This window comes from Variovorax sp. GW823-FHT04B03 (assembly GCF_058796495.1).
Genome location: NZ_JBXAIT010000003.1, coordinates 404,463 through 418,427 on the forward strand (window position 1 = coordinate 404,463; position 13,965 = coordinate 418,427).

General features: G+C 68.4%; 10 protein-coding genes and 1 riboswitch. Of the genes, 8 read left to right on the forward strand and 2 right to left on the reverse strand.

Features of this window, described 5'->3' with window-relative positions; all coding sequences use genetic code 11:
- Positions 1 to 19: 19 nt before the first annotated feature.
- The 6 genes from AC1RAD_RS15055 (at position 20) to AC1RAD_RS15080 (ending at position 3,985) form a co-directional block, all read left to right on the forward strand.
- Positions 20 to 610, forward strand: a complete 591-nt coding sequence (locus tag AC1RAD_RS15055) for a tetratricopeptide repeat protein (protein WP_062480948.1) — start codon at positions 20 to 22, stop codon at positions 608 to 610.
- 104 nt (positions 611 to 714) lie between these two features.
- Positions 715 to 1,311 carry a peptidylprolyl isomerase gene (locus tag AC1RAD_RS15060; RefSeq protein WP_083259100.1) on the forward strand — a complete coding sequence of 199 codons (597 nt, stop codon included), beginning with the start codon at positions 715 to 717 and terminating at the stop codon, positions 1,309 to 1,311.
- Between the two features lie 27 nt (positions 1,312 to 1,338).
- Positions 1,339 to 1,851, forward strand: a complete 513-nt coding sequence (locus AC1RAD_RS15065) for a peptidylprolyl isomerase (RefSeq protein WP_070060416.1) — start codon at positions 1,339 to 1,341, stop codon at positions 1,849 to 1,851.
- Positions 1,852 to 1,876: 25 nt separating this feature from the next.
- Positions 1,877 to 2,653 carry a UDP-2,3-diacylglucosamine diphosphatase gene (locus AC1RAD_RS15070; RefSeq protein WP_390344345.1) on the forward strand — a complete coding sequence of 259 codons (777 nt, stop codon included), beginning with the start codon at positions 1,877 to 1,879 and terminating at the stop codon, positions 2,651 to 2,653.
- 14 nt (positions 2,654 to 2,667) lie between these two features.
- Positions 2,668 to 3,459 carry a M90 family metallopeptidase gene (locus AC1RAD_RS15075; RefSeq protein ID WP_492735645.1) on the forward strand — a complete coding sequence of 264 codons (792 nt, stop codon included), beginning with the start codon at positions 2,668 to 2,670 and terminating at the stop codon, positions 3,457 to 3,459.
- A gap of 232 nt (positions 3,460 to 3,691) precedes the next feature.
- Positions 3,692 to 3,985, forward strand: a complete 294-nt coding sequence (locus tag AC1RAD_RS15080) for a GYD domain-containing protein (RefSeq protein WP_095745032.1) — start codon at positions 3,692 to 3,694, stop codon at positions 3,983 to 3,985.
- 72 nt (positions 3,986 to 4,057) lie between these two features.
- Here the strand turns inward: AC1RAD_RS15080 and AC1RAD_RS15085 are convergent, their stop codons facing one another.
- On the reverse strand, positions 4,058 to 6,898 hold the full coding sequence (locus AC1RAD_RS15085) for a DUF349 domain-containing protein (RefSeq protein WP_492735647.1): 2,841 nt from the start codon (positions 6,896 to 6,898) through the stop codon (positions 4,058 to 4,060).
- 189 nt (positions 6,899 to 7,087) lie between these two features.
- Positions 7,088 to 10,909 carry a DUF748 domain-containing protein gene (locus tag AC1RAD_RS15090; RefSeq protein ID WP_492735649.1) on the reverse strand — a complete coding sequence of 1,274 codons (3,822 nt, stop codon included), beginning with the start codon at positions 10,907 to 10,909 and terminating at the stop codon, positions 7,088 to 7,090.
- A 713-nt stretch (positions 10,910 to 11,622) separates the two neighbouring features.
- On the opposite strand from AC1RAD_RS15090, the gene AC1RAD_RS15095 reads away from it, so the two are divergent.
- Complete coding sequence (locus AC1RAD_RS15095; protein WP_062481551.1) at positions 11,623 to 12,483, forward strand: lytic transglycosylase domain-containing protein; 861 nt, start codon at positions 11,623 to 11,625, stop codon at positions 12,481 to 12,483.
- 49 nt (positions 12,484 to 12,532) lie between these two features.
- Positions 12,533 to 12,659, forward strand: a riboswitch (ZMP/ZTP riboswitch).
- Positions 12,660 to 12,697: 38 nt separating this feature from the next.
- The gene (gene glyA, locus AC1RAD_RS15100) at positions 12,698 to 13,942 is read left to right on the forward strand and encodes a serine hydroxymethyltransferase (RefSeq protein WP_139705484.1); all 1,245 of its coding nucleotides are present in this window, start codon (positions 12,698 to 12,700) and stop codon (positions 13,940 to 13,942) included.
- The last annotated feature ends 23 nt before the right edge of the window (positions 13,943 to 13,965 follow it).

Consider the following 13,965-nt stretch of genomic DNA (forward strand, 5'->3'; position numbering starts at 1 on the left):
CCAATCCTGCCGAGGCTTCATGAAGCACGCCGCGTTCTCCAGACTCCCCATCGCCTTTGCACTGCTGTTCGGTCTGTGGGGCTTCGCCGCGCACGCCAACGACTACGACGACGTCAACCTCCTGCTGCGCCAGGGCAAGTCCGCCGAGGCGCTGGCCAAGGCCGACACCTACATCGCCGGCAAGCCGCGCGACCCGCAGATGCGCTTCCTGCGCGGCGTGATCCTCACCGAGCAGAACAAGACCGCCGACGCGATCACCGCGTTCACGCAGCTCACGCAGGACTTCCCCGAACTGCCCGAGCCCTACAACAACCTCGCGGCGCTGTACGCGTCGCAGAGCAAGTTCGACCAGGCCCGCGCCGCGCTCGAAACCGCGCTCAAGCTCAGCCCCAACTACGCCACCGCGCACGAAAACCTCGGCGACGTGTATGCGCGCCTGGCGGCCCAGGAGTACCAGCGCGCCCAGCAGTTCGCGACCACCAATGCGAGCGTCGCGCCCAAGCTCGCGCTGATCCGCCAGATCTTCACGCCCAAGGCCGCGGCCGATGCGGCCGTGCTGCCGGCCGCACCGCCCGAGGTGCGCAAGCCCGTGGGCCGCACGACCAAGTAACGGTCAACAGCCTCTTGCAATCCGGCGGTGCGCACACAGTTGCCTCCCAACCTGCGCCATCGCGGGCCCACCGCCCTCCCCTCCACCCGCACACGGAGCCTCATTTGACGACCTCTGCACTTTCCCGTTTCAGCCGCCGCGGCGCCCTCGCACTGGCCGCGGCCCTGGCCTTCGGCGCCGCCGCCGGCGCGCACGCCCAGCAGGCGGCGCCGCGCGTCAAGCTCGCCACCTCGGCGGGCGACATCGTGGTCGAGCTCGATGCGGCCAAGGCCCCCAAGACGGTCGAAAACTTCCTGCAGTACGTCAAGGACAAGCACTACGACGGCACGGTGTTCCACCGCGTCATCGACGGCTTCATGATCCAGGGCGGCGGCTTCACGGCCGACATGCAGCAAAAGCCCACGCGCCCGCCGATCCCGCTCGAGGCCAACAACGGCCTGAAGAACGACAAGTACACGATCGCGATGGCCCGCACCGGCAACCCCAATTCGGCCACTTCGCAGTTCTTCATCAACGTGAAGAACAACGACTCGCTCAACGCGCCCAACCCCGACGGCTACGGCTACACCGTGTTCGGCAAGGTCGTCGCCGGCACCGACGTGGTCGACAAGATCCGCGCCGTGCAGACCGGCAACAAGGGCGGCATGCAGAACGTGCCCGTCGAAACCCTCACCATCAAGTCCGCCACGCTGGCGAAGTAATCCCGTTTCCGAAGAAGGAGCTAACTCATGAGCAACCCCCAAGTCGAACTGCACATCAAGAACTACGGCGTCATCACGCTCGAACTCGACGGCGTGAAGGCACCGAAGTCGACCGCCAACTTCATCGAGTACGTGAAGAAGGGCCACTACGACAACACGGTGTTCCACCGCGTGATCCCCGGCTTCATGGTGCAAGGCGGCGGTTTCGAGCCCGGCATGAAGCAAAAGCCCACCGGCGCCGAGATCGAGAACGAAGCCAACAACGGCCTCAAGAACGCCAACTACACCGTGGCCATGGCCCGCACGAGCGCACCGCACTCGGCCACCGCCCAGTTCTTCATCAACGTGGCCGACAACGGCTTCCTGAACCACACCGCCCCCTCGGCCCAAGGCTGGGGCTATGCGGTGTTCGGCAAGGTCACGGGCGGCACCGATGTCGTCGACAAGATCAAGGCCGTGAAGACGGGCCGCAAGGGCTTCCATGACGACGTGCCGCTCGAGGACGTCGTGATCGAAAAGGCAGTCGTCACTGTCGAGTGATGCACTTCAGGCACGGCGCAGCGGCATGACCCCGGTGGCGAACCCGGCTTTCTCCGAGCTGGTGGCGCCGCCCGCGTGGCGCACCGTCGACCTGATTTCCGACCTGCACCTGCAGGCCAGCGAGCTGGCCACCTTCGAGGCCTGGCAGGGCTACCTGCAGACCACGCCGGCCGATGCGCTGGTCATCCTCGGCGACCTGTTCGAGGTGTGGGTGGGCGACGATGCCGCCGCCCAGCCCGGCTTCGAGGCGCAGTGCGCCGAACTGCTGCAGCGCACCGCGCAGCGCATGCCGGTGTTCTTCATGCACGGCAACCGCGACTTCCTCGTCGGCAAGGCCTTTGCCGCGCAATGCGGCCTGACGCTGCTCGACGACCCGACGGTGCTGGTGCTGCACGGCGAACGCTGGCTGCTGAGCCATGGCGACGCCCTCTGCCTCGAAGACACCGACTACCTCCAGTTTCGCGCCCAGGTGCGCACGCCCGAATGGCAGGCCGCGTTCCTCGCGCGCCCGCTGGAAGAGCGCCGCGCCCTCGCCCGCGCCATCCGCGCACAGAGCGAAGACCGCAAGCGCGATCCCTCGACCCTCTGGGCCGACGTGGACGCCGACGCTGCCCGCCAATGGCTGCAGCACGCGGGCGCCAGCGCGCTGATCCACGGCCACACCCATCGCCCCGCCGTCCACGACCTGGGCCACGGCCTGCGTCGCATCGTGCTGAGCGACTGGGACGCCGCCGCCCATCCGGCGCGCGCGCAACTGCTGTGCCTGTCGGCCGCCGGCGCGCAGCGCGTCGACCTGCGCTAGCCGCATCGCCACCGATGTTCAAGTGGCTGCGCCGGCTGCGCACCCTGCCCCCGATTCCCGACGCTGCCTGGCGCGCCACGCTCACGCGCTACGCCTTCCTGGGCGCGTTGCCGCCTGCGCAGCAGCAACGGCTGCGCACGCTGGCGGCCGAGTTCCTGCGGGACAAGGAATTCCACGGCACGCAGGGCTTCGTCATCACCGACGAGGTGGCGCTGGCCATTGCGGCGCAGGCCGTGCTGCCGGTGCTGCACCTGAAGGACGGGCTCGACTGGTACGACGATTTCGTCGGCATCGTGGTGCACCCGTCCGAGGTGGTGGCGCCGCGCAAGGTCGTCGATGACGCGCTGGTCGTGCACGAATACGAAGAGGTCGTCGCCGGCGAGGCGATGGACCAGGGCCCCGTGATGCTCAGCTGGCAGGACGTGCTCGCGAGCAGCGTCAGCAGCGAGGGCGGCTACAACGTCGTGATCCACGAGTTCGCCCACAAGATCGACATGCGCAACGGCGTCGCCGACGGCTGCCCGCCGCTGCCGGCCGGCTTCATGGGCCGACGCAGCGCGCGCGATGCGCGTGCGGCCTGGATGGCGGTGCTGCAGCCGGCCTACGACGACTTCCGCGAGAAGACCATCCTTGCCGAACGCTTCGGCGCCGAGCCGCCCTGGCTCGACGATTACGGTGCCACCTCGATCAGCGAGTTCTTCGCGGTGGCCTGCGAGGCCTACTTCGTGAACCGGCCGAACTTCGCGCGGGACTTCCCGGGAGTGCTGGTTCTCTTCGATGCGTTCTTTCGGCCTGCGCAGGCCTGACCCGCCCCTCACATCTGGTTTCCTTGCTTGCGCGCGCAATCGCGGTCCGCCTACCTCGTCCTGAGTAGGCGTTGATCGGGGGCGCCTTGCCTTTGCAAGCCCCAGGCGTAGCATCGCTGCGGCCATCGCCCTCCACAGCATCGCTGCGCGCCCGATGACCTGGAGCGTCGCCATCGGGGGCGGCGTTGCTTCATGTGATTCGCCCCCGCGGATAACAACACAGGAGCAGAAAATGGTGACCTATATCGGCATGCTGAGCTTCACGGACAAGGGCATCCAGAGCGTCAAGGAAACCACCAAACGCGCCGCCGCCGCCAAGGAAACCGCCCAGAAGCTCGGCGTCAACATGCGCGAAATCTTCTGGACCATGGGCGACTGCGATGTGGTCTGCGTGCTGGAGTCCGAGGACGAGCAGGCGCTCTGTGCATTCAGCCTGGCCATCGCCATGCAGGGCAATGTGCGCACGCGGTCCCTGCGCGCCTATACCGCCGGGGAAATGGACAAGATCCTGGCCAAATTGCCTTGAGGCGGGACGGGTCGACACGCATGAAAAAGCCCGCACGCGGCGGGCTCCGTCTCATGAACGCGCGCGGGCGCCTTACTTGCGCAGCAAGGCCTTCAGCGCGTTCTGCAGACGGCGCGCGGTGGCGGCGTCGTGCGCAGCGGCGAGCACCTTGCCGGCGTCCTGACCCCAGGTCTGTGTCGGCGTCGGATCGCCACGCTTCGTCAGCAGCTTGAGCTGCAGCGCGCGGCGTGCGTCGAGTTGCTCGGCGGGCGTCGGCACTTCGGCGGCCATCTCCAGGCGCAGCAGTGCTTCAGCGGCATCGCCCGCGGCGGCCGTCGGTGCGGCGCCCACGGCCTGCGACCACTGGGTGCGCACGGCCGGCGTCACGGCACGGCCGAGTTCCTGCACGCTGGGCAGGCGCGCGGCATCGCGCTGCTCCCAGGCGCCGAGCACCTGCGTGAGCGCTTCGCCGTGGGCCTGCGCGGCCAGCTTGCGCAGCGCCATGTCGGCACGCTCGAGCGCTTCGCGCTGCGCGCGGAAGGCGGCATCGCCCAGGCGCGGGCCGCGGTCTTCGCGCGGCGGACGGTCGCCGAAACGGCCACCGCCCGGCGCGCCGCGATCGCCACCACGGGCATCAGGACGCGGGCCGCCACGGTCGTTCGGACGGCCGGGGCCGCCGGCACCAGGACGGCCACCGTCGCGGCGATCACCGAAGCGACCCGTGCCGCGAGCGGCCGGTGCGGCTTCGGCCTTCTTGCTGCTGGGCCGGTCGTCGCCACGCATGGCGACCACGGGCTTGGGTGCGGGCTTCGGCGGCGCGGCCGGCGCGACGCTTGCGGCTTCACCTGCTTCGTGCGCGGCGCTGTCGCTGCGGGCCGAAGCATCGGCGCCGTCTGCGGGAGCGACCAGGTCGGGCGCGTCGGCCACTGCTGCCGCGGGTGCGGACGGCGTGGCTTCGGCATCGCTCGAACCCGGCGTCTGCTCGGCGCTCTCGCCGAACTCGGCAGCGGCCTGGCCGGGGGCTTCGACACCGGTGGCGCCGACCGAAGGGCCGTCGCTCGTGGTGGCGGGTGCCGGTGCGGGCGCTTCACCACGCAGTGCAGCTTCGAGGCCGGCGATGGCGGCGCGGATCTTCTGTGCGTCGCCGCCGGCATTGGCCGCGTCGAGCGCCTTGGAGGCTTCGAGCACATGGCGGTCGTGCTCGCTCATGGCGGCCGATGCCTTTTCGCGCTCGACCGTCTTGCGGTTGAAGGCTTCGTCGATGGGTGAGCGGAACGCATCCCACAGCTTCTGTTCGTGGCGGCGATCGAGCGGCACGCTCTGTGCCTCGTGCTGCCAGCGCTGCTGCAGCGCCTTCACGGCGTCGATGCGCAGCATCGGCTGGGCACCCAGCTCGGTGGCCTCGGCGATCATGGCCTGGCGGCGTTCGACGCTGGCCTTCTGCGCGGTTTCGAACGGGGCACGGGCAGCACCGAAGGCTTCGTTCCACAGCGGTTGCAGCTCGGCGAACACCTTCTCGCCCACGTGGCCGGCATCGCGCCAGCGGTCGGCAAATTGGTGCAGCGCGCGGTTGTGCGCCTTCAGGTCGGTGGCGCCGGCATGCGCTGCGGCCCAGGCCTTGACCTCTTCGATGAGTGCGACGCGCAGGGCGCGGTGTTCGGCGGCATCGGCGCGCACCTTCTCGAGCCAGGCCTCGACGACCTTGTGGGCTTCGTTGCAGGCTTCGTCGAAACGCTTCCACAGCGCGTGGTTCGGCACGCCGCCCTGGTCGGCCTGCTTCCACTGGTCGCGCAGGGCGCGCAGGGTTTCCTGCATCTTGCGGCCACCGAGGGCCTGGCCTTCGGGGCGCTTGAGCAGGCCTTCGGCCTTGGCGACGAGGTCTTCGCGCACCTTGTCGGCGCTCCAGCGCTGCCAGCCTTCGAGTTCGCCGGCAGCGACCAGTGCGGCATGCACGCGGGCTTCGAGCGGCGCGTCGACCAGCTTGCCGTGTTCCTTGAGCACGGCGCGCAGCGCGGCGGCAGCGCCGGCACTGGCCTTGCCGTGGCCTTCGGCGGTTTCCTGTTCGAGCTTGGCGAGGGCGGCCTGCACGGCGTCTTGCGCCGCGGCGCGCACGGCCGGGTCGACCTTGGGTGCGGCGGGACGGGCGGGCGCGGCGGGCTTGGGCGCCACCACTTCGCCGCGTGCGGCGCGCAGTTCGTCGGCCCAGACGGGCACCGGCGGCAGCGGCGCGGCGGCATCGGCCGCGGCGGCAACGGCCTGCGCCAGCGCGCCGTGGAACGAATCGGACACCACGAGCAGCTGCGACTTGGAAGCTTCGAGCTGGGGGGCGAACTTGGCGTCGAGGCTGTTCCAGTTGGCATCGGCCACGATGTCGGCGGCCTGCTGCTGCCAGTGGGTCACGTCGGCGCGCAGCGATTCCTCGGCGGCCTGGGCGTCCTTCCAGCCCTTGGTGGACAGCACTTCGAAGCGCTGCGCCAGCAGGACGGCGGCTTCGCGGTGGACCTGCGCACGGTGCTGCAGGTCTTCGATGCCCTTGACGCGCTCGGCCAGCTGGGCCTTCAGCCCGGCCAGCGGTTCGCGCGACAGCGGCGCGCCGGCCTTGGCGGCGTCACGCTGCCAGGCCAGTGCGTCGGCGATGTTGAGCTTGGACTGCGCCAGCAGCGTTTCGGCCTTCTGCGCCCATTCGGCGGCGATGGCTTCCTGGCCCTTGGCACGTTTGATTTCGTCGAGCTTTTCGCGCAGCAGGCGCGCGGCGCCCTTGTCGCGGCCGCTCAACTCCTTGAAGACCTCTTGCATCTGCTCGGACGAAGGGTTGCCCGCGAGCCAGTCGCGGATGCGCGCGGCGCGCTCGCCCGAGGTCGGCGCGGTGAAGGCGCCGCCGGTGAGCGTGTCGAGGGCCTGGAGGTCGTGTGGCTTGGAAGAAGTAGAGGTCACTGCGCGAAATCGTTGTCTTGGTAGAGAAAGCGAAGGCGCCGGCAAAGGCCGGCGCACATCGACATTTTCACCCAGTTGGCGAACAGCCCGCCGAATTCCGTGTCGGAACTGCGGCGCGCACCGTTCAGCGGGTTGAAAAGGGCCCGCAAGATATATGGCAAGGCGAGGCGAAAAGCCAGGCCCCGCCGGCTATTTCATGGTCAGGCTCAGCTCGGCGCCGGGCTTCCAGTCGTTGCCGCTGGCCGTGGTGCGCACGGCCCCCAGGAACAGGCGCTCGCTCGGCAGCTTCTGTGCCAGCAGGTAGTCGCGCACCACGGCGCCGCGCTCGACGGCGAGCTGGCGCATCGATTCCTCGTCGACCGGCACGCTGGCCAGCAGCAGGTTTTCCATTTCCTTCACCGGCAGGTCCTTGGCCAGGCCGACCATGTTGCGCGGCTTGGTGATGTCGGAGCGCTTGTAGACGGCCGTGAGCAACTCCGGGTATTCGGCATCGGTCACCGGCGCCACCTCGGTGCCGGTCTGGCCGCCGCGCACGGCGACGCGGCGCTTCTCGGCCTGGGTCAGCTGGCGCAGGCGCTGACGCTGGTAGGCGTCGCGCTCCTTCTCGAGGCTGGAGGTACCCACCACCGTCATCTGCAGCGTCGGCCGCTCGGTCAGGGCCTTCACGACCTTATCCAGGCTTTCCTTGGCGCCGCTGCTGAGCGTGGAACTGCCAGGCTCGAAGGTGATGGCGCTCGAGTCGCCGCTGCCGCCACCGCCGAGGCCGCCGGTCAGCAGGCTGAACGGCGCGGTCACGGCCTTGACGATCAGGTTGACCACCGCCTTGAAGATCAGCGGGCCGATGCTGAACTGCGGGTCGTTGAGCGAGCCGCGCAGCGGCAGGTCGACGTCGATCACGCCGTTGCGGTCGGCCAGCAGGGTCACGGCCAGGCGCACCGGCAGGCTGTTGGGCGCACCGGCCACCTCGTCGCCGAACTTCAGCTGGTTGAGCACCAGCTTGTTGGTGGCGGTGAGCTGGCCGTCGGGCGCGATCTTGTAGTTGACGTCCATGCTCATCTTGCCGCGCTCGATGCCGTGGCCCGCGTAGCGCACCGAGTACGGCGACAGTGGCGCGAGGTCGAGGTCGCGCATCTTGGCCGTGATGTCGAGTTCGAGCGGCTTGGCCAGCGGATTGAGCTTGCCGGTAATTTCCAGCGCCGCGGTCTGCTGCGCCTTGCCGCGCAACTCGAGGTCGGCCAGCGCCGGTCGCCCGCCCTGCCCGTTCGGCGGGTTCGACGAGAAGGAACTGAGCTTGCCGGTCAGCTCGCTCAGGTCGGCCGAGTAGTTGGGCTTGACGAACAGGTCGGTGAAGTCGATCTTGCCGTTGACCAGGCTCATCGGACCGAAGTTGATGACGGGCGTCGGGCCGCTGTCGGCCGCAGGCGCGGCAGCCACGGCCGGTGCGGACGCGGCCGGGGCAGGCTCGGGTGCACCGCCGACCATGGCTTCGGCCGACACCGGCGCACCGCCCGAAGCCCGCTGTGGCGCCGAGGCGGCCGGCGCGCGGGTCGTGGTGGTCGTGCCGCCCGGGCCCTTTTTGGTGCTGGCTTCGGCGGCGGTGGCCGCCGCGGCCTTCGAGGCTTCTTCGCCCTTTTTGGTCAGGCTCAGCAGGTTCAGGCGGCCGGTGGGGTCGACGATCACGCGGGCGAAGAAGTCGGTCAGCGTGGTTTCGCGCACGTCCACCGTCGGGGCCGCGTTGGGCGCGAGGCTGATCTGCAGGCCGCGCAGGCTCAGGGTCTTCCAGCTCAGCAGCTGGCTGTTGCCGCGGTCGAAGCCCGGCGACTGGGTCAGCGAGACGCTGTTGGCGCGGAAGTCGTCCAGCGCGGTGTCGCCGGCCAGCTTCAGGCTCATGCCGGCCGGCGCGCTCGCGTAGCGCACCGTGCCGCGGTAGTTCGCGAAGGCGCGGCGGATGTCGACATTGAGCGCATCGGCGTAATAGGCCTTGAAGGCATGCGCCGGGAACGACGCCACCTCGAGCCGCCCCTCGGCCGCCAGCGGCTTGAGCACGATATTGCCCTTGTAGTCGAAGCGCCCCGGGTCCGCGCGGCGGCCCGCGCCGATGCGGCCCGACACCTGCAGCGGCGAGACGGTGTTGGTGTCGGGTGCGATCTTCTGGGCCAGCAGCTTGAAGGCCGTGATCTCGATCGCCACCGGCGCCGAGCCGGCCTTGTCCGCATAGGACAGGCTGCCGTTGTCGACCGCCAGCGTGCCCAGCGTCAGCGCCCAGGGCTTGGTGTTGGCGCTGTTGGGACGCGCCGCGCCGGCGTCGGCCGGCTTGGGCGCCGCCACCTTGGCACCGCCGGCCGGGGTCTTGAGCCAGCGCTCGAACATCCAGCGCTTCTCGTTGTCGCGCTCGACGCTCACCTTGGGGTTGGTCGCGGTGAATGACGCGATGTTCAAGGTGTGCCTGGTCATGTCGACCTCGGCGTCGACCAGTTCGAAGCGCCCGACGCTGGCCAGCGCGGTCTTGGCCTGGGTCAGCGCCAGGCCGTCGGCGGCCAGGCGGCGCGCCTTGAACTTCAGGTCGGGCTGGGCCCAGGACACGTCGATCTGGCCGCTGAGCTTGCCGTCGAGCGTGGGCTCCAGGCTCTGCGCCAGGTACGGCGCGGCCAGCGACAGCGGCAGCGCTTCGACCTCGGTCTGCACGTCGGCGACCTTGTCGGTGGCGTTGCCCTTGAACTTCAGCGTGGCGCCCGCGACGGCGGTGCTGCCGTCGAACTGCGCAGGCTTTTCCATGGGCCAGGTGACGGCCGTCAGGTTGATGCCGAGGTCGGTGAGGTCGATGGCCGCGGCGGGCTTGACGGTTTCGTCGCGCCAGCCGACACGGCCGCCGTCGAGCGCGATCTTGTCGACCTGCACCTTGAGCTTGGGCTTCTCGGCGGCCGGGTTGCCGCCCGGGGCGCTGGCGGCGGGCGCGGGCAGCGGCGCCGCCTTTTCGGCCGCGCCGGTCGCCGGGTCGGTGGCCATCAGGTTGAGCTGGCCGGCGGCGTCGCGCGCCACCACCAGCTGCGGCTTGGCCAGCGCGACCTCGCTCAGGTGGAACACCGACTCCAGCGGTCGCACGTCGGCCAGCGCCAGCTTGAGCGAGTCGAAGCCCAGCAGGTCGCGCCCGCGCGCGTCGCCCAGCTTGGCGCCATGGGCCTCGACCGTGCCGGTGATCTTCAGGCCAATGGTGCTGGTCTGCTGGAAATCGATCTTCAGGTCGGCATCCAGGCTGCCGGCCTGCAGCTTCACCGGCAGGCCGCCGGGGATGTAGCCCAGGTAGGGCACGAGGTCGAGCCCCTTGAACTGCACGTGGGCGTCGGTCTTGCGGCTTTGCGCGAACGGGGTCGTGAAGGCGGCCGAGTCGAACTGGCTGCCGTTGAGCGCGAAGGCCAGCTTGGGCTCGGTCTTGATCTCGCGCTTGGAGGCGAGGTTGCTCAGGAACGGCACGTTCAGCATGAAGCCGCGCAGCTCGTGCCGGCGCTTGACGGTCTGGTCGTCGAAGTCGACCGCGCCGTCCTTGATCGAGATGTTGTAGATCGCGAAGCGCGCGGGCTCGGCCTTCGGATCGGGCGGCGGGCCCGAGGCCAGCTTGGCCAGGATGTCGTCGATGTCGTACTTGCCGTCGGCCAGGTGCGTGAGCAGCACCGCGGGCGCCTCGACCGTCACCGCGTCGATCACGGGCGCCAGGCGGAACAGCGATTGCAATTCAGCGTCGGCATAGATGCGCTTGATGGCCACCTGCGGCTGCTTGCCGTCGGCGGTGGCGATGCGCAGGTCATTCAGTGCGAGCTCGAGCGTCCAGGGCTTGAAGTCGATCTTGCCGACGGTGACCTGCCGGCCCAGCTTTTCGCTCGCGATCTTCTGGAGCTGGCTCTTGGCAATCGGCGGCACCGCCAGCCACGCGATGACCCACAGGGCCAACACCACCAGCAACGCGACAACCCCACGCCGCACCCATTTGTTCTGTTTGATCGAAGCAGCATCCATCCGCAGAAGTGTGCCGCAAACAGATGCCAACAAAGTCTGCGGAAACGTGAATGCGTTCCCTTTTGGCGAGGCATTGCGATGCCCACGCACCCCTCGACAGGATCGGTAGGCCGAAAGTGTGAGCCCCACAAACAAGAAAGCCCGGTGAGTCGACGAAGTGTCTTGTCACCGGGCTTGATGGCGGGCTCAAAACCCATGCCATCGATTCGCGCGACCGGAAGTAATGGTTCCCGCCGTGCTGGCAGCAAGAGATTGCCGCCGTGGAGTCCTCCATCGTTCGAGTCCTTGACTTGCACCTCGGACTGCCTGACTTCGGAAAAACGCCTGAAACCTCAGGCCCGTCCAGATTAGGCGTCTCACCCTTCCTTTGCAAATCCCTTTTTCCAAGGGATTTCCCGTAGGCCCGCGCCCCCTGGAGCCCCCTCGAACGAGGGGATTTTTCAAGCACTTATTAACATATGAAACCAAATCCTTATGCTTGACCGTGTATTTAGCCACGATAGAATCCCGCCTGCCCTTGCTGCCGGACGCAGCAGGGCCTCCCTGAATCCGCTGCCGAATTCCACCGGCGTGATCAGGCCGCCGCGCTCCCTACCCCACACCCCCTCCATGCGCGGAGCCTGATTCGTACATACCAATCCAAGCGCCGCTGCCTTCATCCACCGCCCTTTCAGGCGCTGCATGCCAGGTGCCGCACAGAAAGGAAAAAAGCGATGAGCAAGGCGTTTGATGCCACAGCCCGCGGGCTACGGACCTTCGTGTCCGATGTGGCAGACGGCTTTTTTGAAATCACCCACAACGGGTTTGCGTTGGTCGGCCTGGCCATCGTGTTCGCGGCCCTCGCCCTCGTGGCGCGCCCCGACCTGCGCAAGACCGGCGAGGAACAACTGATGGGCTGGCTGCAGTCGCGCAAGCCCGCGCCCGAACCCACCGACCTGGAGCCGACCGCCATCGAGCGCACCACGGCCGCGAGCCCCGACGAGCTGCCCAAGCAGCAGGCGGCGGTGGCCTACTGGCTCAGCAAGAAGTACCGCGTCGCGGCCGAACCGCTGAGCGTGCTGGTCTCCGAGGCCTACCAGATCGGCAAGCGCACCAAGCTCGACCCCACGCTGATCCTGGCCATCATGGCCATCGAGTCCAGCTTCAATCCGTTCGCGCAAAGCCACGTCGGTGCCCAGGGCCTGATGCAGGTCATGACGCGCGTGCACGGCGACAAGTACGAAAGCGCGGGCGGCACGCTCACCGCCTTCGACCCCGTGACCAACATGCGCGTCGGTGTGAAGGTGCTGCAGGAATGCATCGCCCGCGCCGGCTCGCTCGAAGGCGGCCTGCGCTACTACGTGGGCGCCGCCAACCTCGACGACGACGGCGGCTATGCCGCCAAGGTGCTGGCCGAGCACGAGCGCCTGCGCCAGGTTGCCGCCGGCCGCGCGCCGTCGACGATGGTCGTGCCGCCGCCGACCACGGCGCGCGCACAGCCGATCCCGGTCGTGGCACCGGCCAAGCCGGCTGGCGAAGAGCCCGCCACCGGCAGCGAGCCGGCCAAGGTCGCCCTGCTCTCCGCAGTTTCCTGAGGCCTTGCCGGCCCTCCCGGCCCGGATGCGTGCGGGCCTGCGCTACACTCGGCCTGTACGCGACTGGCGATAGGCGCAGCACCCTGAAAAAGGTGCCACGCGCTGACGTGGAATACCACTGGGAAGCGTGCCGCCTGACCACAACAGGCGTTCAGCCGTTCGCCTGGGCAGCCCTTGTTTGGTTGAACAAGGACCTCGTCTTCAAAGGACTGCCATGTACCAACGCAATATCCTGGTCGAACAGACCGATCCCGAAATCTGGGCCGCCATTCAAGCCGAAAACGCGCGCCAGGAACATCACATCGAGCTGATCGCCAGCGAGAACTACGCCTCGCCGGCCGTCATGGCCGCCCAGGGCTCGCAGCTCACTAATAAATACGCCGAAGGCTACCCGGGCAAGCGCTACTACGGCGGCTGCGAGCACGTCGACGTGGCCGAGCAACTGGCCATCGACCGCGTCAAGCAGATCTTCGGTGCCGACGCCGCGAACGTGCAGCCGCATTGCGGCGCCTCGGCCAACGAAGCCGTGATGCTCGCCTTCCTGAAGCCCGGCGACACGATCATGGGCATGAGCCTGGCCGAAGGCGGCCACCTGACCCACGGCATGCCTCTCAACATGAGCGGCAAGTGGTTCAACGTGGTGAGCTACGGCCTGGACGCCAACGAAGCCATCGACTACGACGCAATGGAACGCAAGGCGCATGAGCACATGCCCAAGCTGATCATCGCGGGCGCCTCGGCCTACTCGCTGCACATCGACTTCGAGCGTTTCGCCAAGGTCGCCAAGGACGTCGGCGCGATCTTCATGGTCGACATCGCCCACTACGCCGGCCTCGTGGCCGCGGGCGTGTACCCCAACCCGGTGCCGCACGCCGACATCGTCACCTCGACCACGCACAAGAGCCTGCGCGGCCCGCGCGGCGGCATCATCCTGATGAAGTCGCAGCACGAGAAGGCGATCAACAGCGCCATCTTCCCCGGCCTGCAAGGCGGCCCGCTGATGCACGTGATCGCCGCCAAGGCCGTCGCGTTCAAGGAAGCCCTGACGCCCGAGTTCAAGGCCTACCAGCAGCAGGTGGTCAAGAACGCCCAGATCGTGGCCGACACCCTCACCGCGCGCGGCCTGCGCATCGTGAGCGGACGCACCGAAAGCCACGTGATGCTGGTCGACCTGCGTTCGAAGGGCATCACCGGCAAGGAAGCCGAAGCCGTGCTGGGCGCCGCCCACATGACGATCAACAAGAACGCGATCCCCAACGACCCGGAAAAGCCGATGGTCACCAGCGGCGTGCGCATCGGCACCCCCGCCATGACCACGCGCGGCTTCAAGGACGAAGAGGCCCGCATCACGGCGAACCTGGTGGCCGACGTGCTCGAGAACCCGCGCGACGCGGCGAACATCGACGCGGTGCGCGCCAAGGTCCACGCCTTGACGAGCCGCTTCCCTGTCTACCGTTGATTTCGTAAATAGAAGAAGAGAAG

Bases quoted from the DNA above. Each gene is read 5' to 3' on its own strand.
- AC1RAD_RS15055 (WP_062480948.1), top strand. From the start codon at position 20: ATGAAGCACGCCGCGTTCTCCAGACTCCCCATCGCCTTTGCACTGCTG.
- AC1RAD_RS15065 (WP_070060416.1), top strand. From the start codon at position 1,339: ATGAGCAACCCCCAAGTCGAACTGCACATCAAGAACTACGGCGTCATC.
- AC1RAD_RS15070 (WP_390344345.1), top strand. From the start codon at position 1,877: ATGACCCCGGTGGCGAACCCGGCTTTCTCCGAGCTGGTGGCGCCGCCC.
- AC1RAD_RS15075 (WP_492735645.1), top strand. From the start codon at position 2,668: ATGTTCAAGTGGCTGCGCCGGCTGCGCACCCTGCCCCCGATTCCCGAC.
- AC1RAD_RS15080 (WP_095745032.1), top strand. From the start codon at position 3,692: ATGGTGACCTATATCGGCATGCTGAGCTTCACGGACAAGGGCATCCAG.
- AC1RAD_RS15090 (WP_492735649.1), bottom strand. From the start codon at position 10,909: ATGGATGCTGCTTCGATCAAACAGAACAAATGGGTGCGGCGTGGGGTT.
- AC1RAD_RS15095 (WP_062481551.1), top strand. From the start codon at position 11,623: ATGAGCAAGGCGTTTGATGCCACAGCCCGCGGGCTACGGACCTTCGTG.
- glyA (WP_139705484.1), top strand. From the start codon at position 12,698: ATGTACCAACGCAATATCCTGGTCGAACAGACCGATCCCGAAATCTGG.